The sequence below is a fragment of the Streptomyces stoeckheimensis genome (assembly GCF_045822005.1).
Lineage (GTDB): Bacteria > Actinomycetota > Actinomycetes > Streptomycetales > Streptomycetaceae > Streptomyces > Streptomyces stoeckheimensis.
The window spans coordinates 8431862-8455370 of sequence record NZ_CP169550.1 but is presented as its reverse complement, the minus strand read 5'-3'; the positions used below and the strand labels follow the sequence as shown (position 1 = coordinate 8455370).

Genomic DNA, 23509 nt, shown 5'->3' with positions numbered 1-23509 from the left:
CCGCGGAGCTGGCCGTACGGTGGACTCGGTGATCGGTCGACTCGACGGAGTCGTGGACGTCCACTCCAGCGTCGTGCTGCGCCTGCTGCTCACCGCCGGCGACTGGGCACCGTACGACGACGAGCCCACGGAGGTGCGCCGACTGGCCATGGCGGGGCGGGAGCTGCCCGCGCCGCTCACCGTGGACGATCTCGACCGGCGGCTGGTGACGCTGCTGAGCAGGGACGCCCGGATGTCGACGACCCGGCTGGCCCGCGAGCTCCAGGTCGGCGAGACCACCGCCCGGCGCCGCCTGGCCCGCCTGATGACCTCCCACATCCTGCACCTGCGGCTGCTCGCGGACCCGGCGGTGCTGGGCTACCCGGTGGAGGCCCGGTTCCGGATCGCGGTGTCGCACCGCGGGCTCGGCTCGGCCGTACGGCTGCTGGCCCGCGAGCCGTGCTGGGCGGGGCACCACCCAGGTGGAGACGGCCCTGCCGATGCGGACGTACAAACGCGCGGGCGGCGACCTTCTCCCGGAACGTGTCCGTGTCGGATGCCCATGGGGCGGGGCCGGTGGCGGCCGTCCGGGCACTACGCTGCACGCGTGATCGATCACCCGAACGTACGTCTCGCCGACCTTCTCGACCGCCCTGCGGACGAGCACGAGCCCGCGCCGGACACGGTGCTCGCCGCGCTGTTCGAAGGCGGGGTGTTCGTTCCCGTCACCGAATCCGGCTCGGTGATGTTCCTCCCCGACGACGAGCAGCCACCCACGCTGCTCGGCTTCACCGACGCGGCGCTCGGCGCGCACCTGCTGCCGACGGCCTCCGGGATGGTGCACTGTGACACGGCGCGGCTGAGGGACATCCTGGAGAAGACCGGCGTCGCCGTGCTGGGGGTCCGCTCCGGAAACGGGCAGGCGATCTTTCCTGAGCAGGTGCTGCGGGACTGGGCGACCTACGGGCCCGGGGCGGAAATGAAGCTCGACTGGTCCACCGACCCAGTGGCGGTCGCCCTGCGCGACGCCCTGGTTCGGCGGGTCCGCGAGTTCCCCGCCGTCCACTCGGTGTGGGTGGCGCAGGTCCGGTGGCGGGCCAGCGGCGAGGAACACCTGATGCTGCACGTCGCCGTGGACGAGGACCTGCCCTCGGCCTCCGCCGACCGCCTGATGCAGATCCTGCTCGACGAGGAGGTACAGCTCGGCCCGAGGCACCCGAAGGTCGGGATGCTCGCCCTGAACACCACCACCCACGCCGACACCATCGCCCACCTGGACCGCCAGGGCCTGGACACGGTGCGCCACGACGTCGGATCGGGCCAGGTCCAGGTGATCTCCCGCGAGTACGACGACCCGTCGGCGGCCCCGGCGAATGACACCGCGCCCCGGCCGCAGGCCAAGCGCCGCTGGTTCGGCCGCTCCTGACGGGACGCCGCCGATGCGCCTTCCTTCGGATCTCGACGCGCGCCCAACGCGCGCCGACACCGACCCCACCTCGGCTCCGCGCGTCAGACGCGTCGCCGCCCGCCGTCGTCCCCGCGGGCGGTGCCCGTTCCCTCCGTCCGCCGTGTGCGGTGGGGCTGCTGCCGGAACAGGCGGTCCATCTGGCCGCGCACCGCTTCGAAGTCCTCCCAGCAGTTGCGCGCCGTCTCCTCGGAACGGGCCGTCCGCCTCCGGCCCCGATGCGTCCCCTTCACGGTTCTCTCCTTCGGCCCGCGGTCGTACGGTCGTACGTGAGCCCCCTCGCTCACGTCCGGCGCCTACCCGGAGCGGTGGTACGCACACACGGGCCGACCGGTGCCGCACCCGTGCACCGCTGCCGAGCCGAACGTCACGCGCCGGGTGCGATCGTCTACCCCGCTCGGCCGCGCCCGGACAGCGCGACCGGCCCTCCCGGCCCGGCACTCCGCCGCGCATCACGGGTGGCCGGCGCAGCTGGCCGGGGCGTTGCGAGTGCGTCGAGCGGCGCGTGCTGGACGGCTTGGACGAGCCGCCTGGTGTGGGCCCAGACCGCGGCCCGCGCGCGCACCGGCGAGCAGCCGCTCCGCTGGGCGAGAACGGCGCCGAGTACCAGCCTGCGGGCGCCGCCGACGTCCGCGTAGGCGGCCCACAGGACGTTGCCCCCGGCCGGGGTGCTGGTGCCCGTCTTGAGTCCGACGACCCCGTACCGGCCGAGCAGCCGGTTGGTGGTGCGCGCCTCGCCCCGGTCGCCCGGGAGGCGGACCGAGGGGGTGGCGACGATCGTTCGGAACACCTCGTCCCGCATGACCGTACGGGCCAGGAGGAGCAGGTCTTCGGCCGTGCTGGTGTTCCCGGTGTCCATGCCGCAGGAGCCGGTGAAGGTCGTACGGGCCATGCCCAGCTCCGCGGCCGCCTCGCTCATCCGGCGCACGAAGGCCGCCTCAGACCCGGCGGTCCAGCGGGCGAGGAGCCTGGCGATGTTGTTGCCCGAGGGGATCAGCAGGTAGGCGAGCAGTTGCCGCAGGGGAAACTCCTGCCCTTCCGCCACGGGCACGACCGATTCGACGGCGGAGCCCGACTCGCGGGCGGCGGCCCGGTCGACGCGGACCACGGGACCGGGGTCCCCCGGGCCGAGCGGGTGCTCGCGCAGGACGACGTAGGCGGTCATCACCTTGGTGAGGCTCGCGATCGGCACCGGTATCTGCGCGCCGGCCGTGCCGAGGCTGCCGACCCCCTCCACCTCCACGCTCGCCTGCCCCTCGTGGGGCCAGGGCAGCGCCTCCGTCGACACCGCACGACGGGCGGCGGCGAAGGCGGCGTCACCGGCCCGGCAGGCCGCGAGGCGGCCGCGCCCGGGCAGCTCGGCGGACCGTCGGAGGAACGCGTGGACGGACATGACACTCCCGGGATCGGGTTCGGGTTCGCGGTGGGGGGCACGTGCCCCCACCGCGCCCGGAACGGTCCGGGCCCGGGTCACTCGGCAGCGGCGGGGCACACACCGGAGCATGGCCGCCCCACGCATCGGAACCCCGGCCGCCGTCCATCGGCGGGCGCTCCGCCGTGTATCAGTTCCGCAGCACTCGCGGCCGCGGCCGCGTTCGCGGGGGCCGCGGAAGGGGCGCCTCGCCGTACGCGCCGGCATGGCGACGGCCACGGCCTCCGTGGCCCGTTTCCGGGGACGGAGGCCGTGGCCGTTCACGCTTCGGCGTCGGTGAAGTCGCCCTGCCGAGCTAGTCCTTGAGGACGTCCTTGGCCTTCTCCTTGGCCTGGCGGGCATCGCCCTTCATCTGCTCCGCGCGCCCCTCGGCAGTGAGGCGCTCGTTGCCGACGGTCCGGCCCGCGGCTTCCTTGACCTTGCCCTTGGCCTGTTCCTTCTTGGCCTTCATCTTCTGCTCACCCGACACGGCTCTCACTCCGATCGTTGGCGATCGTCTGACGAGGTGCGTCTGTCCGGATGCCCTTCCCGTAAACCTGCCCGCGCGGCTCCGGGCGTTAGCCGCGAGCGGCTCTGGGCAGGCGCCGGGAGGAAGAGCTACGGAGTGGAGGCACGGTGGAGACCTCGAAGATCGCCTACAAACCCGTGGGTCTGGTGCTCGGTGCCACGGGGGGTCTGCTGGCCGGTGTGGCCTTCAAGCAGCTCTGGAAGCGGCTCGGCCACGAGGACGACGCGCCGAGCGCGACCGACGAGGACCGTTCGTGGCGGGAGATCCTCATCGCCGCGGCCCTCCAGGGCGCCGTGTTCGCCGCGGTCAAGGCCGCGATCGACCGCGGCGGCGCGGTGGCCGCCAAACGCCTGACGGGCACCTGGCCCGCTTGAGGCGGCGCCGCCCGGGTTCACGTGTCGCGGTGGCTACGCTACGGCTCGCCACGCCCGCCCGTCGGGGCCGCGCGCGACCGGATCTGCTCCGGACGGGGTGATGCGGGGGTGCCCGTGCGGCGAGTCGTCGGCCGGAACGGGTGGTGGTCGTCAGGCTGGCCCCGGTCGGCGGGCACAGCCCGCCCTGAGAAGAGGAGCAGTCCGTGCTGGAGCGCAAGCGCCGGAAGCACACCACCGACGTCACCTTCGTCCTTCCCGGGGACCTCCCGCCCGGGCCGGTGAGCGTCGTCGGGACGTTCAACGACTGGCATCCCGGCGCGCACGTCCTCGAACCGCGCACCGACGGAATGCGCGCCGTGACGGTGGCCCTCCCGGCCAAGGCCACCCACAGCTTCCGCTACCTCGCGGCCGGCGACTACTGGTTCGACGAGCCGGCCGCCGACGGGCACGAGGAAGGCAACAGCCGCCTGCGCACCTGACCTCGGGCTGGTGATCACCCGCTCCGCACCGGCATCCGCGGCCTCAGCCCGCTGACGGTGATCAGCTCCGCCGCGGCGAACAGAGCGCCGCCGGCGCCGCGCCCGCCCCTCACGACTCCGAGCGTGTACGCGGCCTCCCCCAGCTCGCGGCGCACGCCCGCGCCCGCCGGGGCCCGCCGGCCGGGTGGTCCATCCGGCCGCTCGTCCGGGTCGGTCAGCCCTCGGCCTCCGGGTTCTGCCGTGGGGCGGGCGGGTCCGGGGTGTCCGCCGGTTCCGGCTGGTGGTCCTCCGGCGGGGCGTCGGACGGGGGCGCCGGGGGGCCCGTGCTCGTGACGGCGCGGGCGGGGTGGGACCGAAGGTGGGTGACCACCGTGTTGGTCACGGCGACGAGCGGGACCGCAACGACGGCCCCGCCGATTCCCGCGATGGTGCCGCCCGTGGCGACGGCCAGGACGACGGCCAGCGGGTGGACGCGCACGGCCCTGCCCAGGATGAACGGCTGGAGCACGTGTCCTTCGATCTGCTGCACCACGAGGACGACCATCAGCGCCATCAGGGCGGTGAAGACCCCATCCGTGACGAGGGCGACGACGACCGCCAGTGCGCCGGAGACCACGGCGCCCACGAGGGGCACGAAGGAGGACAGGAAGATCACCACGCCGATCGGAACGGCGAGCGGTACGCCCAGGAAGTAGATGCCCACGCCGATGAAGACCGCGTCGATCATCGCGACGATCATGGTGCCGCGGACGTACGCGGTGAGGGTCTGCCAGGCGCGCGGACCGGCGCCCGCGACCCCCGGGCGGGCCGCCGCGGGGACGAGCCGCAGGGTCCACTGCCAGATGCGCTTGCCGTCGTACAGCAGGAAGAGGGTGGCGAACATGGCGAGCAGCAGTCCGGTGATCACCTCCACCAGGACGGTCACGCCCTGGAGGCCGGTGGAGGTGATCTCGCTCGTACTGGTGCCGATGCTGTCGCTCAGGCTGTCGGCGATGTCGTTGATCTGCTGTTCCGTGACGTGCAGCGGACTGTCGATCAGCCATTGTTTGAGTTCTCCGATGCCCTCCTGAACCCGGTCCGAGAGGTTGCCGAGGTTGGCGAGCACCTGCCAGACGACGAACCACCCGACCAGTCCGAGCATCACGAATCCGCAGGTCGCGGTCAGGGCCGTCGCCGCGCCCCGGGACAGTCCGCTCCGGTGCAGCCGTGCGACCGTCGGCTGGAGCAGTGCGGTGACCAGGAGCGCGACGACGAAGGCGAGGGCGACCAGCCGTACCGCCCCGATGACCCGCATCAGCACCCAGACGGTCGCGGCGAGCACCAGGAACCGCCAGCCGGCCTCCGCGGCCACCCGTACCCCCCAGGGCACCGCGCTCGCGGCGTCCCGCGCTCCGGTGCCGGGCCCGTCCGACGCCTCCGGCCCAGCTGTTTCCTCCCACGCTCCGGCAGCCTCCGCCTCGCGTTGCGCATGGAGCCGGGCCCGGCGCTCGCCGTACCCGGCGGCGCTCTTCTTCAGCCGCCCGAGCCATCCGCGCACTCGGGGCAGAGGACGGTCCACCGTGGGGTTCCTCCGAGTCGGTGTGTAGGAGAACTCCCTCCAGGCTGGACCGCGCGGGGCCCACCGGCACCCCGGGGGCCGCGGTGCGGCCCACCGTCCCGAGTGGAAGGGTGGGGAGTGGGTACCCGTGTGAGCGGAGGAGGTGCCATGCCCGCTTCGGACTGGCTCCTGGCGCCTGGAGAACGCGGCAACACCGCCACCCGGCTGGATGACCGCCGGGCGGACGGGGCGGCGTGGTCCGAGGGCAACGAGGCCAGGCCGCTCGTCCACGGCGCCACGTACTTCGCCGAGCTCCTCGAGCGGATCCGGGCGATGCGCGCCGGCGACCTGCTCCTGTTCACCGACTGGCGCGGCGACCCCGACGAGCGGCTCCGCGGACCCGGTACGGAGATCGCGGCCGTACTGGGCGCGGCGGCCGAGCGCGGTGTCATCGTCAAGGGCCTGCTGTGGCGCTCCCACCTGGACGGCTTCCGGTTCAGCGAGGAGGAGAACCGCTCCCTCAGCAAGGACGTCGAAGCGGCGGGCGGCGAGTGCCTGCTCGACCTGCGCGTGCGGCCCGGCGGCTCGCACCACCAGAAGATGGTGGTGTTGCGGCACCCCGGCCGTCCGGAGCACGATGTCGCGTACGTCGGCGGGATCGACCTCTGCCACAACCGCAACGACGACGCCGACCACCGCGGCGACCGGCAATCTCTGCCCCTGGCACCCCGGTACGGTCCGCACCCCCCGTGGCACGACGTCCAGCTCGCCCTGACGGGGCCGGTCGTCGGAGACATCGAAGCCGTCTTCCGCGAGCGCTGGGAGGATCCCGCGCCGCTCAGCCGCAGTCCGCTGATGCGCCTGCGCGAACGGCTGGCCCGGGAGGACACCAGTGCGGACGAACTGCCGCCGCAGGAGCCCGATCCCCCGCCCTGCGGCACGCACGCCGTCCAAGTGCTGCGCACCTATCCGAACCGTCTGCTGCGCGGCTACCCCTTCGCCCCCGACGGCGAGCGCAGCATCGCCCGGGGCTACCTCAAGGCGCTGCTGCGGGCCCGCACGCTGATCTACCTGGAGGATCAGTACCTCTGGTCCCCGCGCGTCGTGGACAGCTTCGCCCATGCCCTGCGCGCGCATCCGCAGCTGCGGCTGGCCGCCGTCATCCCCACCGTTCCGGAGCAGGACGGATTGCTCACCGGACCCATGAACCTGATCGGACGGATCACCGCCCTGGAGGAACTGCGCCGCGCCGGAGGAGAGCGGGTCGCGGTGTACGGGCTGGAGAACCATGCCGGGACCCCTGTCTACGTGCACGCCAAGGTGTGCGTGATCGACGACGTCTGGGCCGCCGTCGGGTCCGACAACGTCAACATGCGCTCGTGGACGCACGACTCCGAGCTGAGCTGCACCGTCCTCGACCGGGCCGCCGATCCGAGACGGCCGCGCGACCCGGGCGGACTCGGGGACGGGGCCCGCCCGTTCGCCCGGGAGTTGCGCCTGGAGCTGATGCGCGAGCACCTCGACGCGGGTGGCATTTACGGGCCGGGGGGCGGGCCGCGTAGGGAGGAGGCGCTGTCGGAGGAGACGCGGTCCGCGGAAGCCCTGTGCGATCCGTCGACCGCGTTCGACCGGTTCCGCCAAGCGGCCGCGGCGCTGGACGCCTGGCACGCGGCCGGGCGCCGTGGCCCGCGTCCTGCGGGCCGCTTGCGCCGCTACGTCGCTCCGCAGGTGCCGACCGTCCGGCGCCTGCTCGCGACCCCGCTGCACCACGCCCTGGTCGACCCCGACGGCCGCCCCCTCCGCATGCGGCTCCGGGGCGGATTCTGACTCCGCGTTCCGCTTTCCGCCGCACTCAGGCCGTGAGCAGACGGTTTCACGTGGTTCCGACCGTTTCGGCCGGCCGCCGGCGGGCAGACGCCGGGCATGACATTCGAACATCCGGCCGAAAAGGGCAGGTCGGGAGGGCTCGGTCGCTTCGAGAAGCTGGCGGAACTCGCATCCAATTTCACGAGTTCGGCGGTCTTCTCCTTCCTGTGCGTCCTCCTGGTGGCGGGCTTCGTCACCGTGCACCTCCTCCACCTGCCGATGGAATGGCAGCACCTCGCCGGAGACGCCATGGCCGCGGTGTCCCTGCTGCTGCTCGCCCTGCTCAAGAACTCCGAACGCCGGGCCGAGCATGCGATCCAGCGCAAGCTGGACGCCATCGCCAACGTCCTGCTGGAGGAGCAGGAGGGGCCGAGGAGCAAGGCTCACCGGGACCTGGCGGAGGTCGTCGGGATCGAGGAGGAGGAGTAGTCCGGTGTGGCGGAACGGACGGTGTGGAACACATTCCGCCGACCTCCTTCCTGTCGAAAGGCCGCCCCATGCACTTCACCCTCCGCAAGGACCTCGGACTGCTTTCCTTGCGCCTCGCGGCAGGCGGGGTCCTGATGGCGCACGGCACCCAGAAGCTCTTCGGCTGGTTCGGCGGTGGCGGCATCGAGGGCACGGCCCGGGCGATGGAGCACATGGGCTTCACTCCCGGCAGGCGGAGCGCCATCGCCGCCGGGCTCGGCGAGGCGGGCGGCGGTGCCCTGCTCGCGCTGGGTCTCGCCACCCCTGCGGCGGGCGCCGCCGCGGCGGGCGCCATGGCAGGGGCCGTCTCGGTGCACGCTCCCGCCGGCTTCTTCGCCCAGGGAGGCGGCTTCGAGTACCCGGCCCTGCTGGGCACCGTCGCCGCTTCCCTCGGCGTTACGGGGCCGGGGCGCATCTCCCTCGACCACCTCAGCCGGCACCGGCTCGACCGTCCCGCAGTCATCGCGGTGGCGTTCGCCCTCAGCGCGGTCGCGGCCACCGTCGTCGTCAAGCGCCGCGTCGCCGCGATGGAGTCCGCGGCCGGAGCCGACGAGGACTGATCGGCCCCCGCGGGCGGACGCGGCCGGGGCGCAGCTGCGGCCGCAGGGGCAGGGGGGCAGGGCAGGGGCAGGGGCAGGGCAGCGGCAGGGGCGCCCCCGGCGTGCCTCAGGTGTGCGCCGGGCGGAGCCGGGTACGCGCGGAGCATGTCCTCCTCCAGGATTTCCGGGGTCGAGAATCCCGTGGCCCCTTGGAACGACAGCACGCTCGGCCTGCTGGCCCACGGCTACGCCTGGCTGCCCAACCGGATGCGGGACTCCGACGACGACACGGTCAGGACCCGGCTGCTGGGCCGGCCCACCACCGCGCTGCACGGACCCGACGCGGTCGCCTTCTTCTACGACGAGGAGCACGTGGTACGGGCTGCGGCCCTGCCGGATCCCGTCCTGGACACGCTGTTCGGACAGGGCTCCCTCCACACCCCCGACGCCGACGAGGACGCGCACGGGGTCCGCACGGCCCTGGTCGACGCCCTCCTCGAGGACGGCACCGGCGTCGCCGCGCTGGGCGGGCACGTCGCCGGGCGGTGGCGCCGGGCGACGGACGGCCGGCGGCTCGAGCGCGTGGTGCTCTTCGACGAGGCTGCCGAGGTGCTCGCCCTGGCCGTCTGCGACTGGCTCGGCGTGGCGCTGTCCGCCCGGGCGGCCGCCGCGCTGGCGCGGGACTGCACGGCCATGGTCGACGGCTTCGCCGCCCCCGGTCCCCGGTACCTGCGCGCCCGCCGGGCGCGCCACCGCCAGGAGGACGCCCAGGCCGCCCTGATCGCCGAGGTCCGGCACGTTCCGGAAGCGGAGGCCGGGCATTCGGCCCTGGCGACCGTCGCGTGGCACCGGGATGCGGAGGGGGACCTCCTGGACCTCCACAGGGCCGCCGTGGAACTGCTCGACGTGATCAGGCCGGCCGTCGCGGTGGCCTGGTTCGCCACGTTCGCCGCCCACGCCCTGCACCGCTGGCCCCACCACCGCGAGCTGCTGCACGCCGATACCGACGGGCACTATGCCGAAGCGTTCGCGTACGAGGTACGGCGTTTCTACCCCTTCGCCCCCTTCGCGGGCGGACTGGCCGCCCAGGACCTGAGCTGGCACGGTCACGACATCCCGAAGGACTCGCTCGTCCTGCTCGACCTGTACGGCCAGAACCACGACGCCGCCGTGTGGGAGCAGCCCTACCGGTTCGATCCGCACCGGTTCGCCCACGCCCGAGGCTCCCGCGCCCCGCTGGACGGCCTGGTCCCGCAGGACGGCGGAGACCCGGCCCGCGATCACCGCGGCCCCGGCGAGGACATCGCCGTGACCGCGCTGGCCACCTTCGCCGCTGAGCTGGCGCGCCTGGACTACAGCGTCCCCGACCAGGACCTGACGATCCCCCTGTCCCGCATGCCGACCCTCCCCCGCAGCGGCTTCGAGCTGCGGTTGAACTGAAAGACCCCTCGCGGCACGACCCCGTTGCCCGGCCGATCGCCCGGTCCCGCCACCGGTCCCGGCTACCGGAATGGAATCAAGGAGCGGAAACCCCTGTCTGACTCCGGCTCCAAATGGCAGGCTCTAGACCTCGAAGCACGTCCTGGGGGGGGATCACACGTGATGGAGCCGGGTACGGGCATGGGCCTGCGGGGCCGCAGCGGCATCGTGTCGCTGGTCGACTCGTGCCTGAAGGAGGACCCGGCGGCCGAGCGTCCCCTGACCATGCTCCTCGGGCCGGCCGGCAGCGGAGCCAGCGAAGCGCACAGCGCGCTCATGGAGCGCTTCGGGCCCGACTACCCCTTCGCCTTCGTCAACTTCGGCGGGGCCCAGTCCCTGCTTCCGCGCTACGCCCTCGGACTCCTGGCCCGGCAGCTCGAACGCAAGCTGCCCCGCTACGGCCGCTCCCACTTCCCGCTGCTCAGCCTCGGCCTGCTCGCCTCCGACCAGGAACTGCGCATGCGCAACCTCTCGGAGGGCCGGCGCGCGGTGCAGCGCCAGCTGGACCGGTTCCAGGAGGAGAACGAGGCCCGCCACGGCGACTACCTGGCGGCCTTCTTCGAAGTGGGCATGGGTGCGGTCGGCATGCCCGAGGGCGCCTCCAGCGCCGCGCTGGCCCTCTTCCAGGACGCCCTGCGGCGCGGCCGCCGCACCGTGCCCGGCCTGCTCGGCGGCCGACTGGGCAGCCGGCTCACGACCGGAGCCCACTGGTACGGGCGCCACCCCATGACCCGCAGCGCGGACCCGATGGAAGCCCTCGTGGAGCTCAACCTGTGGCGCCACGAGGGCGACGAGAACGAACAGGAGCGGCTCGACCTCGTCCTGTTCTCGGCCTTCCTGGAAGACCTCAGGCGCAACACCGCCCGCAACTTCATGCCCCGCTCCTACCTGCTGCTGCTGGACAACGCCCACACCGAGTACGGCCGGCACTTCCTCGACCTGTTACTGCGCTCACGGCACGACCAGACCGTCGTGGCGGGACACGCCAGCGATCCGCTGACCGTCGTCGCCAGCTCCAACCGCTGGCTGCCCCGCTGGGGTCCGGCGACCGGGGACTCCTGGCCCTGGCAACTGCGCGGCCCCGACCGGGCCTCCCTGGCCGACTGGCACGCCCACCGGCCGCCCCGCGACAGCGAGGACAGCTGGTGGTACCCGCTGCGCCTGCGCGACCTCAATCTGGACGAGGTGCGGATCCGCATAGAGCTCCAGCTCGGCGGGAACAGCGACCTGGCCCCGCTGACCCGCCTCACCCCCTTCGTGCACCGGCTCACGGGCGGACTGCCGCGCGCCGTCCACCAGGTGCTCGACGTGCTGCGCCAGGCCGGGCCGCTCCCCGACTCCGGCCCCCAGCAGGACCGTTGGCTGCGCACCCTGCCCGACCGGCCGCTGCGCACCGGGGAGCACTCCGCCACGCTCGCCGACACCGCCCTCGGCCACCTGCTGCGCGACTTCGACGGAACCCAGCGCGCGGCCCTGGCCGAATGCGCCGCCGCCCGGGACTTCTCCGTGGCCACCCGGCTGCTCAGCCCCGACGACTCCCTGTTCGGCGACATCCGGGCCCGCTGGCTGCTGACCGGACCCGTCGCCGTGGTGCCGGTACTCCACCCGTGGCTGCGCCGGCTGCTCCTGTGGCGGCTGGCCGCGCGCCCCGACGGGTGGGACGCCGTGCACGAACTCCTCGCGGAGTACTACCGCGGCGAGGGCAAGCCGGTGCAGGAGATGTACCACCAGCTCGCCCGTGGGCGGACCGAGGAGGTCACCTCCCACCTGACCCGGCGCTTCACCGCCGTACCGGCCGCGCAGTGGATCTCCGAGTTCGATGCGATCACCACCGCTCCGAACCGGCTCCCCTCCGACAGCGGGCCGCTGGAGCTCCTCTCCGGGATCGTCCCGCGCCGGCCCGGGCGCGTGATGGACACCGAGTCCGTGATCCACACCCTGGTGACCACCCGCTGGGTGTGGAGCGATCCGCTCGCCGACCCCGCCATGCGGCTGGGGAACCTGATCGCCGACGGCTACACCCAGCTGTCCCAACTGCGGAGGAACGACATCGTGGCCCTGTTCAACGAGGCCGAACGGTACCGGCAATGGCGCGATCCCCAGACCGCGGGCTGGGAGGGCTGAGCACGTGCCCAGACTCGAATGGCCCCTGCACGTCGTACGCCGCGTCGTGCTGGCCACGGCGGCGGCCGTCACCCTCGTCGCGGCGCTCTGGCTGGGCGTGGGCTGGTTCCAGGAACGCCAGGCCCGATGTGCCGACGGGGTCGTCGAACAGGGACCGGCCGACGAGTGCGTCGGGGTGAGCGACGGCTCCTACGTCTTCGCACCGCACCTCGACGCCGTCAGCGCGAAGATCGAGGAGGAGAACCGCCGGGTCCTCGCCAACGCGGCCAAGGAGCCGTACGTCAGCGTCGCGTACTACACCTCGTTCACCACCACCGCCTCCGACAGCAACTCCGCCGAGGGCGTCCGGCACGAACTCCAGGGCGCCTACCTCGCCCAGTACCGGCACAACCAGGGCGATCTGGCCGCCACTCCCAAGATCCGGCTGCTGATAGCCAACCCGGGCAGCAAGTCCACGCAGTGGAAGCACACCGTCGACGAACTGATCGCCCGCAAGGACGCCCCGGACCGGCTCGTCGCGGTGGCCGGTCTCGGACCCAGCACCGAGGAGAACCTCGCCGCGATACGGCGCTTCTCCGAGAACGGGATCGCCATGGTCGGGGCGACCATGACCGCCTCGACCATCCAGGACATCAACGGCTTCGTCCGGATCGCCCCGACCAACGAGGACGAGGCGTTCGCGGGGGCCGGCTACCTCAAGCGGCGCGGGGTCACCACCGGCGTCGTCATCCAGGACGTGGCGCAGGGGGACCTCTACTCCTCCACCCTCGGCGACGCCTTCACCAAGGCGTTCCAGGACGGCGGCCCCCACAAGCTCGTCTCCGAGCGGATGACCTACGACTCCTCCGTCAGCAGCGCCTGGCAGAACGAACTGCGTTATATGCCAGGCCAGTTGTGCCAGCAGCGCCCGCAACTCGTCCACTTCGCGGGCCGCGGCCTGCACCTCACCCGCTTCCTCGACGCGCTCGCCAACCGCAGCTGCACCGACCAGAAGTTCACCGTGTTCACCGGGGACGACACGACCAACCTGAGCCCCGAGCAGCTCGCCCGCGCCGCCGAGACGGGCATCGAGGTGCTGTACACCGGCCTCGCCCATCCCGACATGTACCGTGCGGCGCCGCAGGCGGTGTCCGCGCCCTCCGCGAAGAACTTCCAGCCGGGCGGACTGATGGACCAGTGGTTCCCGCACGACCCCCGCGAGGACGGCGGGGCCCTGATGGGCCACGACGCGGTCCTCGCGGCGGCCCACGGCATCCAGATGGCCGCCCGCTGGCAGGGCGAGGTCGCCGGCGACGCCGTGGCCCGGATGTTCCACCAGATGGACGGCACCCAGCAGGTGGCCGGGGCCAGCGGGTTCATCTCCTTCCAGAACAACGGCAATCCGCGCAACAAGGCCGTCCCCGTCCTGCGCCTCAACGCCAAGGGCCAGGTGGAGTTCGTGGAGGTCTCCGCGGCGGAGGGCAAACCGCCCCAGGAGCAATGACGCACCCGCCTCTGGAGACCGGCCCGGTCGCACCGCGGCCCGGTCAGCCGAAGAGTTCGGGGACGGCGCGAAGGGCGAGGGCGTCAAGCCCTCCCACGCGTACTCCGCCGCCGGGACCTACTCGGTCAAGCTGACCGTCACCGACGACTCGGGCCGCACCGCCAGCGTCACCAAGCCGGTCTCCGCCGGGACGACGCAACCGCCGACGGGCACCCCGCCGACCGCCGCGTTCTCGGTGTCCTGCTGGTACCAGGACTGCTCCTTCGACGCCTCGGCCTCCAAGGACTCCGACGGCTCGGTCGCCTCGTACAAGTGGAAGTTCGGCGACTCCGCCACGGGCACCGGCGTCACCGTCGCCCACCGCTACCCGGCCGGGCAGCGCAGCTACACCGCCGAGCTGACGGTGACCGACAACTCCGGTCTGACGGCGACCGCTTCGCGCCGCATCGACTGCTACGGGTTCGGTACCGGCCAGTCCCTCTGCTTCGCCTCCTGATCCTGCCCCCTCGCGCGGCGGCCCGGTCCTCCCCCTCCCCGGGGAGGGCCGGGCCGCCCCGCATGTAGACGCCAAAAATGCACTCGGCTAGCGTTTCACGCCCGGAGCGTGCCGCACGGCAGCCGCGTACGCAGAGGAGTTCCTCCTTGCCGCACGGACAGAGCCACAACCCCCTTGGCATAGCGGCCCGTTGGGCCGTCATCGGTGCGATCGCCGCGGCGCTGACGCTGTCGGGCTGCACCGGCGGCGGGGACGGCCGCAGCACGGAGGGGCGGAGCCCGGAAGGGCGGACCTCGTCCGCGCCCGTACCCGAGGGCGACGCGTTCTACGACCCGCCGAACCCGCTGCCCCCGGGCAAGCCCGGCACGGTGATCCGCCAACGCCCCTACGCGCCGCCGGAGGCGGCGCTGACGCCGCCGTCGCACACCGTCCTGGTGATGTACCTGAGCACCGGGACGGACGGCAAGCCGGTGGCCGCGAGCGGACTGGTGACCGTTCCGGACGGGCCCGCACCCTCCGGCGGGCGGCCCGTCGCCGCCGTGGATCACGGCACCATGGGCATCGGTACGGCGTGCGCCCCGTCCCGCATCCCGGCCTTCGCCGGGCTGCAGGACGCGAGTCCGGTCGGAAAGCTGCTCGCGCGCGGGTTCGTCGTCGTACAGCCCGACTACATCGGCCTGGGCGTGACCGGGGTCCGACACCCTTACCTCAACGGCGAGTCCGCCGCGTACGCCACCCTCGACATCGTCCGCGCCGCCCGCGGGATCGACCCGGGGTCGTCCGCGACCACGCTCGTCTACGGCGGATCGCAGGGCGGGCACGCGGCCCTGTGGAGCGCCCACCACGCCGCCTCGTACGCTCCCGACGTCGACCTCAAGGGCGTGGTCGCCAACGCGCCGGCGGTCGGATTCGAGTGGATGCCCGCCCTGTTCGCCCAGCAGGACGCGACGGCCACCACCTACACCGGGATCCTGCTGCTGCTCATCAACGGGGCCGCTGCGGCCGACCCGGATGTCAAACCCGCCGAGCTGCTCACCCCCGCGGGCCTGGCCGCCGCGGACCGCATCTGGACCCAGCCCTGCATGGCCACCGACCCCGATCTGCCGCCCGCCTCCGACATCCTGAGGCCGGGCGCCGATCTGGCACCCCTCAACGCCGCGCTGAAGGCCAGTGCCGCGAGCGAGGCCACTATCAAGGTCCCGGTGCTGCTGCCGCAGGGCGGGAACGATGTCCTGAGCAACCTCAACCAGACGCTCGCCCGGGAACTGTGCGACAAGGGGGTCGACTTGGAGTTCACGTACTACCCCGATCAGGGTCACACCATCGGCGACGGCCCGCTGGACGATGCCATCGCCTGGATGGACGCCCGTCGTACCGGCACTCCGACGGCCGCAAGGTGCCTCTTCTGAGCGGACCGTCCTGCAAACGGGTGACTTGCCGCCACGTGTGCCGCCCACAGCCGTTGCCAGGGCGAACCAATCGACGGGTACCGCCCCGCTCAGTGAAGGATTACCAGGCAATGCTGAAGAAGATGATGGTCACCGCTGTCACCACTGCTGCCGCGATCGGCGCCGGCGGCGCCATGGCCGCTCCGGCCATGGCCATCGGTAACGACAACGGGATCAACACCGTCAACGGCAACAGCGCCGTGCAGGCGTACGGCAACCAGAAGACGCACGGCGACAAGAGCCCGCAGCTCTCCGTGATCCAGGGCACCGCGAACAAGCCCTGCATCGGCCTGCCGGTCAAGGTCAACGCGCAGTCGCTCCTCGCCATCCTCGCGAACGTGGGCGTCCAGGACGTCAACGTCCTCTCCAACCCGCAGAACCAGCAGTGCACCGAGAACTCCACCCAGGCCAAGGGCGACGAGCCGCTCTCGCACATCCTGGACAACATCCCGGTCCTGTCGGGCAACGTGTCGAACGGAAGCTGACGGCGCGCCCCGCGGCCCGGGGACCTCGGCCGCGGGGCGCTGCGTTCGATCAGTCGGCGGGCGCCATGTCGTAGGTGACCCACATCGTACGAGTGGCCAGCTGGTCGTACTTGGCCCGGGCGCGGTGGTTGTCGTCGGCCGTGATCCAGCGGACCACGCTCCAGCCGCGCTCGGCCGCGATCTCCCGCAAGGCCCCGAGCAGGTGATCGGCGGCGCCGGAACCCCGGTGGGCGGGGTCGACGAACAGGTCGTCCAGGTACCCGCCGGTGGTGGCCGACAGGGGACGGGCGAACGGGCGGTAGTGCGCCAGGCCGATCAGCCGGCCGTCCCCGTCCTCGGCGACGAGGGCGCTCACCTCGTGGGCGGGGTCGTTCACCCACCCCCACACGCGTTCGGCGGCCTCCTCGGTCTGCTCGACCCGGTAGAAGTCCGCGTAACCGCGGTACAGGGCGCGCCACTGCGGGAAGTCGGCGTCACGGACTGCCCGGACGGTGATGGTGGTCGGCATGATGCGCACTTTCGTCGTCGTGAAGGGTCTTCGACGAACGGTACTTCGCGCGGGCTCCACGGGCGGTGGCGCGCAGGGAGTGTGCCGCGTCGATCGCGCCGACCCGCGCACGGTGCGCGGCCTCCCGTGCGGGGCCGAGCGTGCGCCGGCCGGGACCGCGCCGCAGCAGCTCCCGGTAGAGGTCGAGATGCCGTTCGGCGATGTGGGCCGGATCGAAGCGGGCCGAGTTCCGCAGCGCTGCTGCGCCCATGCGCCGCCGCAGCCCGTCATTGGCCACCAGCTCGATCAGCGCGGCGGCGATGCCCTCGGTGTCGCCGGGGCGGACGAGGCGTCCGTCGACCGCGTCCTCGATGATCTCGCGCGGTCCGACCGGGCAGTCCGTGGAGACGACGGGGAGTCCGCAGCGCATGGCCTCGACGATGGTCATGCCGAACGACTCCCGGTCGGAGGTGGAAGCGGCGATGGATCCCTTGGCCCACTCCCGGTCCAACGGGTGGGCGTCGCCCATGAGATGGGCCCGGTCGCTCAGGCCGAGCTCTCCGATCAGGGCGGACAGCCCGGCCCTTTCGTTGCCGGTGGCGTCGCCGCTGCCGAAGATGCGCAGCTCCCAGTCCGGATGGTCGGCGACGACCTGCGCGAAGGCCCGTACGAGCAGGTCGTAGCGCTTCGCCGGGGTGAGCCGGCCCGCCGCCACGACCACCTTGCCGGTGCCGTCGGACGGTTCCACGGAGGCGGCGGGAACGCTGTTGGGTATGGCCTCCACCCTCATCGAAGGCGGGCCGAACCGCCGGTAGGCGTCCGCGTCGGCCTCGGTGACGGTGGTCAGGGCGTCGAGGAGCGGATAGCGGTGGCGTATCTCGTGGCGCACGCGGAAGCCGTGGTTCGAGAGGGCGAGGTGTTCCTGGCCCACGCGGACGGCGGCGCGGTGCGCCTGTCGGGCGATGTGCACGTTCAGGCCCGGCCTGGTCCCCACGATGACATCGGCGTCCAGGGTCGACAAGTAGCGCCCGATGCGCTCGTCGGTGAGCCGGCTGTACTGCCCGTGTCGGCCGTCCGCGCGGGGGAAGACCCCGGCGGGCAGCGCGTGCCGCGGGTCGTCACCGTCGTAGTCCGGGGAGTCCGGGCGCAGATCGACCAGCGGCGTCAGGCTCACCCGGGGAGGGGCGCCCATGACCGGGACGGCACGGTTGCGAAGGACCGAGACGATCTCCACGTCGTGGTGTTCCGCGAGCGCCGCGGCCAGGTTGAACGTCGACCTGATCGTGCCTCCGATGCCGTAGGCATTGTGGAGCAGGAAGGAAATGCGCATGCGGCGCCGGGCCTTTCGGTGACGGAGGCTGATCGGTGAGGGCCGGGGCCGGGGAGGGCGGCCGTACTGCCGGTCGTGCCCCACTGTGCGCAGATCATGCTTAACCGTTCCTGAAGGCCCGTTCGCAGGGGGCAGGGGCGACTGGATGGCATGCTGACATCGTGGACATTCTGCTGGTGGAGGACGATCCGGTCATCGCGGCCGCGGTGCGGGAGGGCCTGGAGGGCGAGGGGTACGCGGTCACCCTCGCGTCCGACGGCCTGGCCGCGGTGGAGCTCGGCGCCACGGGCCGGTTCGCCGCGATCGTCCTGGACGTCATGCTGCCCTCCTTGAACGGATTCGCCGTGTGCGGGCGGCTCAGAGCGCTGGGCGTCGACACCCCGGTGCTGATGCTGACCGCCAGGGACGGAGAACTCGACGAGGCACACGGCCTGGACATCGGCGCGGACGACTACCTGACGAAGCCGTTCTCCCTGCTGGTCCTCACGGCGCACCTGCGCGCATTGATCCGCCGCAGCGCCCGCGAGGCCGCGGGGTCCGGAGCCCTGGACGTGCTGCGGGCCGGCGACCTCTGGCTCGACCCGCAGGCGCGGACCTGTGGGCGCGGCGGCGAGCGCATCGAGGTCACCGGGCAGGAGTTCGCGGTACTGGAGTGCCTGATGGGCGAGCCGGGCCGGGTGCTGTCGAAGGAGACCATCCTCGGCGAGGCGTGGGACATCGCCTACCGCGGCTCGGCGAGCATCGTGGAGGTCTACATCAGCCTGCTGCGCCGCAAGATCGACCAGCCCTACGGCACCCGGAGCATCGTGACCGTCAGGGGACGCGGCTACCGGCTGGACGCCACGCATGCCTGAGCCCGTAGCCCAGGCCCCGGCCCGGATGTCGGGCCGCACGTCGGCTCGGTGGCTGCGCCTGCCCACCCGGGCCCGTACGGCCCTTGCCGCGGGTACGGCCGCCCTGGTCCTCTCCGGCGCCGGCGCCTGGTGGCTGCACCACGTCGTGTACTCCACCGAGATGGACGCGGCGCGGGGCCGCGCCCTGGCCCAGTCCCGCGCCGTCGCGCTGGAGTTCGCCGGTGTCCGGGCCAGGGACCGGGAGGCCACCAGCGACATCCTCGCCGGTTCACCGGTACTGATCATCGGCCCGGACGGCCCCTTCGCGTCGTGGCTCCCCCAGGCGTTCCCCGAGGCCGTGAAGGAGCTCCCGGCCGCCCCCGCGTCGGCCCGGCCCGCATGGGCGACCGTCCGCAAGGTCCGCTTCGGCGACCCGGCCCCCGACTGCCGGGCGGACCCCGTCCGCACCTCCACCGGGCAGACCGTCCCCGGCTGCCTCTCCCAGGCGGCGGCCCTGGCCGGGCAGAGCGTCGACATGGCCGGGACGAGCATCGACGTCCAGTCCCCCGCCGTCCCCAGTCCGTCGGCGCCCCCGGCCGGGCGCTACACCGTCTACGTCGCCCTGACCCCGTCCGAGGCGACCCGGGCCGCCGACGCCCTCGTCCCGGCCCTGGCCGGCGCGGTCCCGCTGGCCGCCCTGGTCGTCGCCCTCTCCGCCTGGGTGGCGACCACCAGGGCCCTGCGGCCGGTCGAGGCCATCCGTAGCCGCCTCGCCACGGTCGACCAGCCGGGTTCCGGCACCCGCGTCCCCGTCCCCGCGGCCGAGGACGAGATCACCAGGCTCGCCCGCACCACCAATCACACCCTCGACGTCCTCGACGCCCACGCCCGCCGCCAGCACCGTTTCATCGCGGACGCGGCCCACGAACTGCGCAGCCCGGTCACGGGCCTGCGCACCGTCCTCGAGGTAGCCGTGGCCCGTCCCGAGCGGCCCGCGGCCCTGAACGACGCCCTTCGGGCCACGACGAGACTGCAGTACCTCGTCGACGACCTGCTGACCCTCGCCCGGCTGGACAACACCCCGGCGGCAGGCCCGGACCGCGCACCGGTGAACCTCACCGAGCTCGTCCGGGAACTCCTCATCGAACTGCCCCACACCCGGCCCGGAGCCCCCGCGGACCTCGTCCTCGATGCGCCCGCCGAGCCCGTCGTCCTGCACGGCGATCGTGACCAGCTGCGGCGCCTGCTGCGCAACCTCCTGGACAACGCGGCCCGGCACGCCGACACCCGGATCACCGTGACGCTCACCCCACGGCCCGGATGGGTGGAGTGCACCGTCCACAACGACGGCGCCCCGATCGCCGAAGCGGACCGCGAACGGGTCTTCGACCGCTTCACGCGCCTCGACGAAGCACGCACCCGTGACACCGGCGGCAGCGGCCTCGGCCTCGCCATCGCCCGGGACCTGGCCCGCCACCACCGGGGAACCCTCGCCGTCGCCCCGGCCGACCGGGGAACGGCGTTCCTCCTGCGACTGCCCCGGTAGCGGGGGCGACCGGGAGGGAAGCGCGGGTCAGGGCCGGTAGACCTTGCCGGGTTCGGGACGGGCCGGTGCGAGGAGTCGGGAAACCGTCACGAAGGTGTACCCGCGGTGATGGAGTTCGGCGATGATGCCCGGGACGGCGGGGATCGTTCCGGCGTAGCGCTCGTGGAGCAGGATGATCCCGTCGCGCTCCGTCTGGTCGAGGACGCGCTTCTTGATGAGTTCGGTGTCGGTGGTCTGGAAGTCCTTCGCGGTGACGCTCCACAGGACCTGGGCGAGCCCGAGTTCCTTCATCACCTTCGACACGTCGTCGTCGGTGGCGCCGCCCGGGGGCCGCATGAGGGTGGGGGCGCGCCCGGTCGCCTTCTCTATGTCGTGCTGCACCGGCTCGATTTCCGCGCGTATGCCATCGGGGGTGAGTTCGGTGAGGTTCTCGTGCGACCAGGTGTGGTTCGCTATCTCGTGGCCCTCGTCGGCCATGCGGCGCACGGTGTCGGGATAGGTGTCGGTGTGCCCCTTCCCCTGGAGGAAGAACGTCGCCGGAACGTTCTCCCGCTTCAGGACATCGAGGAGGTCGGGCGTCGGCTTGCTCGGGCCGCCGTCGAAGGTGAGCGCCACGCACTTGGCGACCTTGCAGTCCACCAGGCCGAAAGCACGTTCCGTGGCGGCAGGGACTGCGGCGTTGCGGACGGCGGCCGGTGAGACGACCCCGTTGAGGGAGGAGCAGCCGGTGAGGGCGGCCAGCACCAGCGCGGCCGCCGCGGTGGCGGCCCGCCGGGAGGAGGTGCCGTACGCGCGGCGCTTGAGCGAGCGAATCATGAGGGGAAGTCCTGGATCGGTCGGAGGCGAGTGCTCGACCGGCGCGCTCACGTGCAGCGATGCCGGCGCAAAGAGGCACCGAGCATGCGCAGCGCCGCCTTAATGGACCCTTAAGGCGGCGTCCCCCTGGGCCCCGTCGCCGCCTCAGCGGCCACCACGGGTCCCCAGGTCCTTCCCGGCTCTCAGCTGTCGGCCATGTAGTCGGCCACGAGTTCCGCGAAGTCCTCCGGGGTGAGGACCGTGACGCCCAGCTCCGTGGCCTTGACGGCCTTGGAGCTCGGCTTCCCGCTCGCGGACGGAGCGCAGACCAGGTCGGTGGTCTTGGAGTTGACGCTGCTGCCCGCCGTGCCGCCGGCCTTCTCGATCAGCGCGTTCACCTCGGAGCGGCCGGCGCCCGCCAGCGGGCCGCTCATCTTGCCGGTGACCACGACGGTCCGGCCGGCCAGCGGGCCCTCCCGTGTGGCTTCCGGCTGCTGCGGCTCCCGCATGTTGACCCCGGCCGCCACCAGCTTGTCGATGACCGCGGCCAGGGAGGCGACCTGTTCGACGATGACCGGGGCCTTCTCCCCGCCGATGCCGTCGACCTCCTGCATCCGTTCGGCGTCGGCCTGCCGGATGGCGTCCATGGTGCCGAAGTACGCGGCGATGCGACGGGACATGCTGCGCCCGGTGCCGAGAACGCCCAACGAGCAGAAGATGCGGCTGAGCGGCCTGGACTTGGCGGCCGCGATCTGTTCGGCCAGCTTCGCCCCCCGTTTTGCGCTCCCGGAGGCGGTGGCGAGCTGCTCCTCTGTGAGGGTGAACAGGTCGGCGACGTCGGTCACGTCACCCGACTCGATCAGGGCCCTGACGTACGTCTTGCCCAGGCCGTCGATGTCGAGCATGTCGCGACCGGCGGCGTACTCGATGAGCGCGGGCAGCGCGCACGCCGTGCCCTTCGCGCAGCGCCAGCGCTCCTGGTCCTTGTTGATCTCTCCGCCGCACTGCGGGCAGACCGTGGGCAGCGGCACCTCGCGCGCGCCGTCCGGGCGCAGGCTCGTGACGGCGGCCTGGACGCGCGGGATGATGTCGCCCGCCTTGTACACCGTCACCGTGTCCCCGAGGTGGAGGTCGCGGCGGCGGATGTCGGCGGGGTTGTGGAGGGTGGCCCGCGTGACCGTGGATCCGTCGAGGTCCACCGGGTCGAGGACGGCCGTCGGGGCGAGCACGCCGGTACGGCCCACTTCCCAGACCACGTCCCTGAGCACGGTCTGCCGCTCGACGGCCGGCAGCTTGAAGGCGATCGCCCAGTACGGGAACCTGCTGCCGAAGCCGGCCGCGGCCTGCTCGGCCGCGTCGTTCGCCTTGATCACGACCCCGTCGATGCCGAACGGCAGTCCGGGGCGCAGCGCGGCGATCTCGTCGACCTTCCGCTGCGCCTGGGCGAGGGTGGCGACCACGTGCAGGCCGGCGGGCGTGTCGGCCGTGGTCGCCACGCCCGCGCGGGCCACGGCGGCCAGGGTCTCGGCGTGCGTGGCTCCGGAGGGTGCGAGGGCGACACCGTCGAGCTCGACCGCTCCGTACGCCCAGAACGTCATCGCCAGTCGGTAGGGCCGGTCCTTCGCCCGCAGGGTGCCGGCGGTGCCGTTGCGCGGGTTCGCGAAGACCTGCGCGCCGTGGGCGGTGCGGACTTCGTTCGCGGTCTCGAACTGCTGCTGGGTGAAGAGGACTTCGCCGCGCACCTCGAAGGTGGCGGGGAGCGGCAGCCGCTCGGGCAGGCCCTCTATGGTGCCGATGACGTGGCTGACGTCCTCACCGTGCGTACCGTCGCCGCGGGTGACGATCCGCTCCAGGCGCCCGTCGCGGTACCGCGCGGCCACGGCCGCGCCGTCCATCTTCGGCTCGACGGTGAAGCCGCCCGCGGGCTCGCGGCCCAGGCGGCGCTGGAGGGATGCTCCCCAGGCGACCAGGCCGTCCGGGTCGAAGACGTTGTCGAGGCTGAGCAGCCGGGTGGTGTGCGCGATGTCGCCGACGGGGGCGGCCCCGTCCCCCACCAGGCCGGTCGGGGAATCCTGGGCGACCTCGTCCGGGTGCTCCGCCTCCCAGGCGAGAACGGACTGCCGCAGGCGGTCGTACGCCGCGTCGTCGAGCAGGCCGCTCTCGCCCCCGTAGTAGGCCCGGGACGCCTCGCGCAACTGCTGCAGGGCGGCGGCGTAGTCGGGGCGGCTGAGCAGGCCGAACGGCGCCTCGTCGGCGGAAAGGATCGTCATGGAAGGATCTTCTCCCAGGGCACTGACAACGCCCGTCGGCGCCGGGTTCGTGCGGGACGGGTGCGGGGTCGCGGCGATCTCTGTGC

23 protein-coding genes and 1 pseudogene are annotated in these 23509 nt (G+C 72.8%); 15 read left to right on the top strand and 9 right to left on the bottom strand.

Annotation, left to right across the window (positions count from 1 at the left end; all coding sequences use genetic code 11):
- Positions 1 to 28: 28 nt before the first annotated feature.
- The gene (locus ACE1OC_RS38335) at positions 29 to 1405 is read left to right on the top strand and encodes an Lrp/AsnC family transcriptional regulator (protein WP_407840915.1); all 1377 of its coding nucleotides are present in this window, start codon (positions 29 to 31) and stop codon (positions 1403 to 1405) included.
- Between the two features lie 83 nt (positions 1406 to 1488).
- On the opposite strand, the gene ACE1OC_RS38330 is transcribed toward ACE1OC_RS38335, so the two are convergent.
- The 3 genes from ACE1OC_RS38330 to ACE1OC_RS38320 all read right to left on the bottom strand — a co-directional run bounded on the left by ACE1OC_RS38330 (position 1489) and on the right by ACE1OC_RS38320 (position 3327).
- Complete coding sequence (locus tag ACE1OC_RS38330; protein WP_407840914.1) at positions 1489 to 1677, bottom strand: hypothetical protein; 189 nt, start codon at positions 1675 to 1677, stop codon at positions 1489 to 1491.
- Positions 1678 to 1832: 155 nt separating this feature from the next.
- On the bottom strand, positions 1833 to 2837 hold the full coding sequence (locus ACE1OC_RS38325; protein WP_407840913.1) for a D-alanyl-D-alanine carboxypeptidase family protein: 1005 nt from the start codon (positions 2835 to 2837) through the stop codon (positions 1833 to 1835).
- Positions 2838 to 3171: 334 nt separating this feature from the next.
- Positions 3172 to 3327, bottom strand: a complete 156-nt coding sequence (locus ACE1OC_RS38320) for a CsbD family protein (protein ID WP_375947185.1) — start codon at positions 3325 to 3327, stop codon at positions 3172 to 3174.
- A 164-nt stretch (positions 3328 to 3491) separates the two neighbouring features.
- On the opposite strand from ACE1OC_RS38320, the gene ACE1OC_RS38315 reads away from it, so the two are divergent.
- Together ACE1OC_RS38315 and ACE1OC_RS38310 are read left to right on the top strand one after the other, a co-directional pair.
- Positions 3492 to 3758 (top strand): DUF4235 domain-containing protein, encoded by a 267-nt coding sequence (locus ACE1OC_RS38315; protein WP_407840912.1) that lies wholly within the window; start codon positions 3492 to 3494, stop codon positions 3756 to 3758.
- Between the two features lie 203 nt (positions 3759 to 3961).
- A complete protein-coding gene (locus ACE1OC_RS38310; protein WP_243332813.1) occupies positions 3962 to 4237 on the top strand; it encodes an isoamylase early set domain-containing protein in 276 nt (91 codons plus the stop codon).
- Positions 4238 to 4251: 14 nt separating this feature from the next.
- On the opposite strand, the gene ACE1OC_RS38305 is transcribed toward ACE1OC_RS38310, so the two are convergent.
- Positions 4252 to 4392, bottom strand: coding sequence for a hypothetical protein (locus ACE1OC_RS38305; RefSeq protein ID WP_407840911.1), 141 nt, complete (start codon positions 4390 to 4392; stop codon positions 4252 to 4254).
- Positions 4393 to 4451: 59 nt separating this feature from the next.
- Positions 4452 to 5783: an AI-2E family transporter gene (locus ACE1OC_RS38300; protein ID WP_407841812.1), complete on the bottom strand. Its 1332-nt coding sequence runs from the start codon at positions 5781 to 5783 to the stop codon at positions 4452 to 4454.
- A gap of 159 nt (positions 5784 to 5942) precedes the next feature.
- Here ACE1OC_RS38300 and ACE1OC_RS38295 point away from each other — a divergent pair, with 159 nt between their 5' ends.
- From ACE1OC_RS38295 to ACE1OC_RS38250, 10 genes and pseudogenes are all read left to right on the top strand, one after another.
- Positions 5943 to 7601, top strand: a complete 1659-nt coding sequence (locus tag ACE1OC_RS38295) for a phospholipase D family protein (RefSeq protein ID WP_407840910.1) — start codon at positions 5943 to 5945, stop codon at positions 7599 to 7601.
- Positions 7602 to 7697: 96 nt separating this feature from the next.
- Positions 7698 to 8069 (top strand): hypothetical protein, encoded by a 372-nt coding sequence (locus tag ACE1OC_RS38290; RefSeq protein WP_407840909.1) that lies wholly within the window; start codon positions 7698 to 7700, stop codon positions 8067 to 8069.
- 68 nt (positions 8070 to 8137) lie between these two features.
- Positions 8138 to 8668 (top strand): DoxX family protein, encoded by a 531-nt coding sequence (locus ACE1OC_RS38285; protein ID WP_407840908.1) that lies wholly within the window; start codon positions 8138 to 8140, stop codon positions 8666 to 8668.
- 144 nt (positions 8669 to 8812) lie between these two features.
- Entirely contained in the window at positions 8813 to 10087 is a 1275-nt protein-coding gene (locus ACE1OC_RS38280; RefSeq protein WP_407840907.1) for a cytochrome P450, read from the top strand.
- A 162-nt stretch (positions 10088 to 10249) separates the two neighbouring features.
- Entirely contained in the window at positions 10250 to 12250 is a 2001-nt protein-coding gene (locus tag ACE1OC_RS38275; RefSeq protein ID WP_407840906.1) for a hypothetical protein, read from the top strand.
- A 4-nt stretch (positions 12251 to 12254) separates the two neighbouring features.
- Positions 12255 to 13733, top strand: a complete 1479-nt coding sequence (locus ACE1OC_RS38270) for a branched-chain amino acid ABC transporter substrate-binding protein (RefSeq protein ID WP_407840905.1) — start codon at positions 12255 to 12257, stop codon at positions 13731 to 13733.
- Positions 13630 to 13893, top strand: a pseudogene (locus ACE1OC_RS38265) (PKD domain-containing protein); the annotation flags it as partial. The gene ACE1OC_RS38270 and the pseudogene ACE1OC_RS38265, both read left to right, overlap by 104 nt.
- Before the next feature lie 75 nt (positions 13894 to 13968).
- On the top strand, positions 13969 to 14229 hold the full coding sequence (locus tag ACE1OC_RS38260) for a PKD domain-containing protein (protein ID WP_407840904.1): 261 nt from the start codon (positions 13969 to 13971) through the stop codon (positions 14227 to 14229).
- Positions 14230 to 14375: 146 nt separating this feature from the next.
- A complete protein-coding gene (locus tag ACE1OC_RS38255) occupies positions 14376 to 15638 on the top strand; it encodes a lipase family protein (protein ID WP_407840903.1) in 1263 nt (420 codons plus the stop codon).
- A 110-nt stretch (positions 15639 to 15748) separates the two neighbouring features.
- Positions 15749 to 16162, top strand: coding sequence for a rodlin (locus ACE1OC_RS38250; protein ID WP_407840902.1), 414 nt, complete (start codon positions 15749 to 15751; stop codon positions 16160 to 16162).
- A gap of 49 nt (positions 16163 to 16211) precedes the next feature.
- Here ACE1OC_RS38250 and ACE1OC_RS38245 read toward each other — a convergent pair whose 3' ends face one another.
- Both ACE1OC_RS38245 and ACE1OC_RS38240 read right to left on the bottom strand, forming a co-directional pair.
- Positions 16212 to 16670, bottom strand: a complete 459-nt coding sequence (locus tag ACE1OC_RS38245; protein ID WP_407840901.1) for a GNAT family N-acetyltransferase — start codon at positions 16668 to 16670, stop codon at positions 16212 to 16214.
- Positions 16636 to 17979 (bottom strand): glycosyltransferase family 4 protein, encoded by a 1344-nt coding sequence (locus tag ACE1OC_RS38240; protein WP_407840900.1) that lies wholly within the window; start codon positions 17977 to 17979, stop codon positions 16636 to 16638. Before ACE1OC_RS38240 ends, ACE1OC_RS38245 begins: the two co-directional genes overlap by 35 nt.
- A 161-nt stretch (positions 17980 to 18140) precedes the next feature.
- Here ACE1OC_RS38240 and ACE1OC_RS38235 point away from each other — a divergent pair, with 161 nt between their 5' ends.
- Positions 18141 to 18833, top strand: a complete 693-nt coding sequence (locus tag ACE1OC_RS38235) for a response regulator transcription factor (RefSeq protein WP_351374035.1) — start codon at positions 18141 to 18143, stop codon at positions 18831 to 18833.
- Positions 18826 to 20358 carry a sensor histidine kinase gene (locus ACE1OC_RS38230; RefSeq protein WP_407840899.1) on the top strand — a complete coding sequence of 511 codons (1533 nt, stop codon included), beginning with the start codon at positions 18826 to 18828 and terminating at the stop codon, positions 20356 to 20358. The genes ACE1OC_RS38235 and ACE1OC_RS38230 overlap by 8 nt, the downstream gene beginning before the upstream one ends.
- 27 nt (positions 20359 to 20385) lie before the next feature.
- On the opposite strand, the gene ACE1OC_RS38225 is transcribed toward ACE1OC_RS38230, so the two are convergent.
- On the bottom strand, positions 20386 to 21174 hold the full coding sequence (locus ACE1OC_RS38225; protein ID WP_407840898.1) for a polysaccharide deacetylase family protein: 789 nt from the start codon (positions 21172 to 21174) through the stop codon (positions 20386 to 20388).
- A 182-nt stretch (positions 21175 to 21356) separates the two neighbouring features.
- Positions 21357 to 23423 carry an NAD-dependent DNA ligase LigA gene (gene ligA / locus ACE1OC_RS38220; protein WP_407840897.1) on the bottom strand — a complete coding sequence of 689 codons (2067 nt, stop codon included), beginning with the start codon at positions 23421 to 23423 and terminating at the stop codon, positions 21357 to 21359.
- Positions 23424 to 23509: the final 86 nt, after the last annotated feature.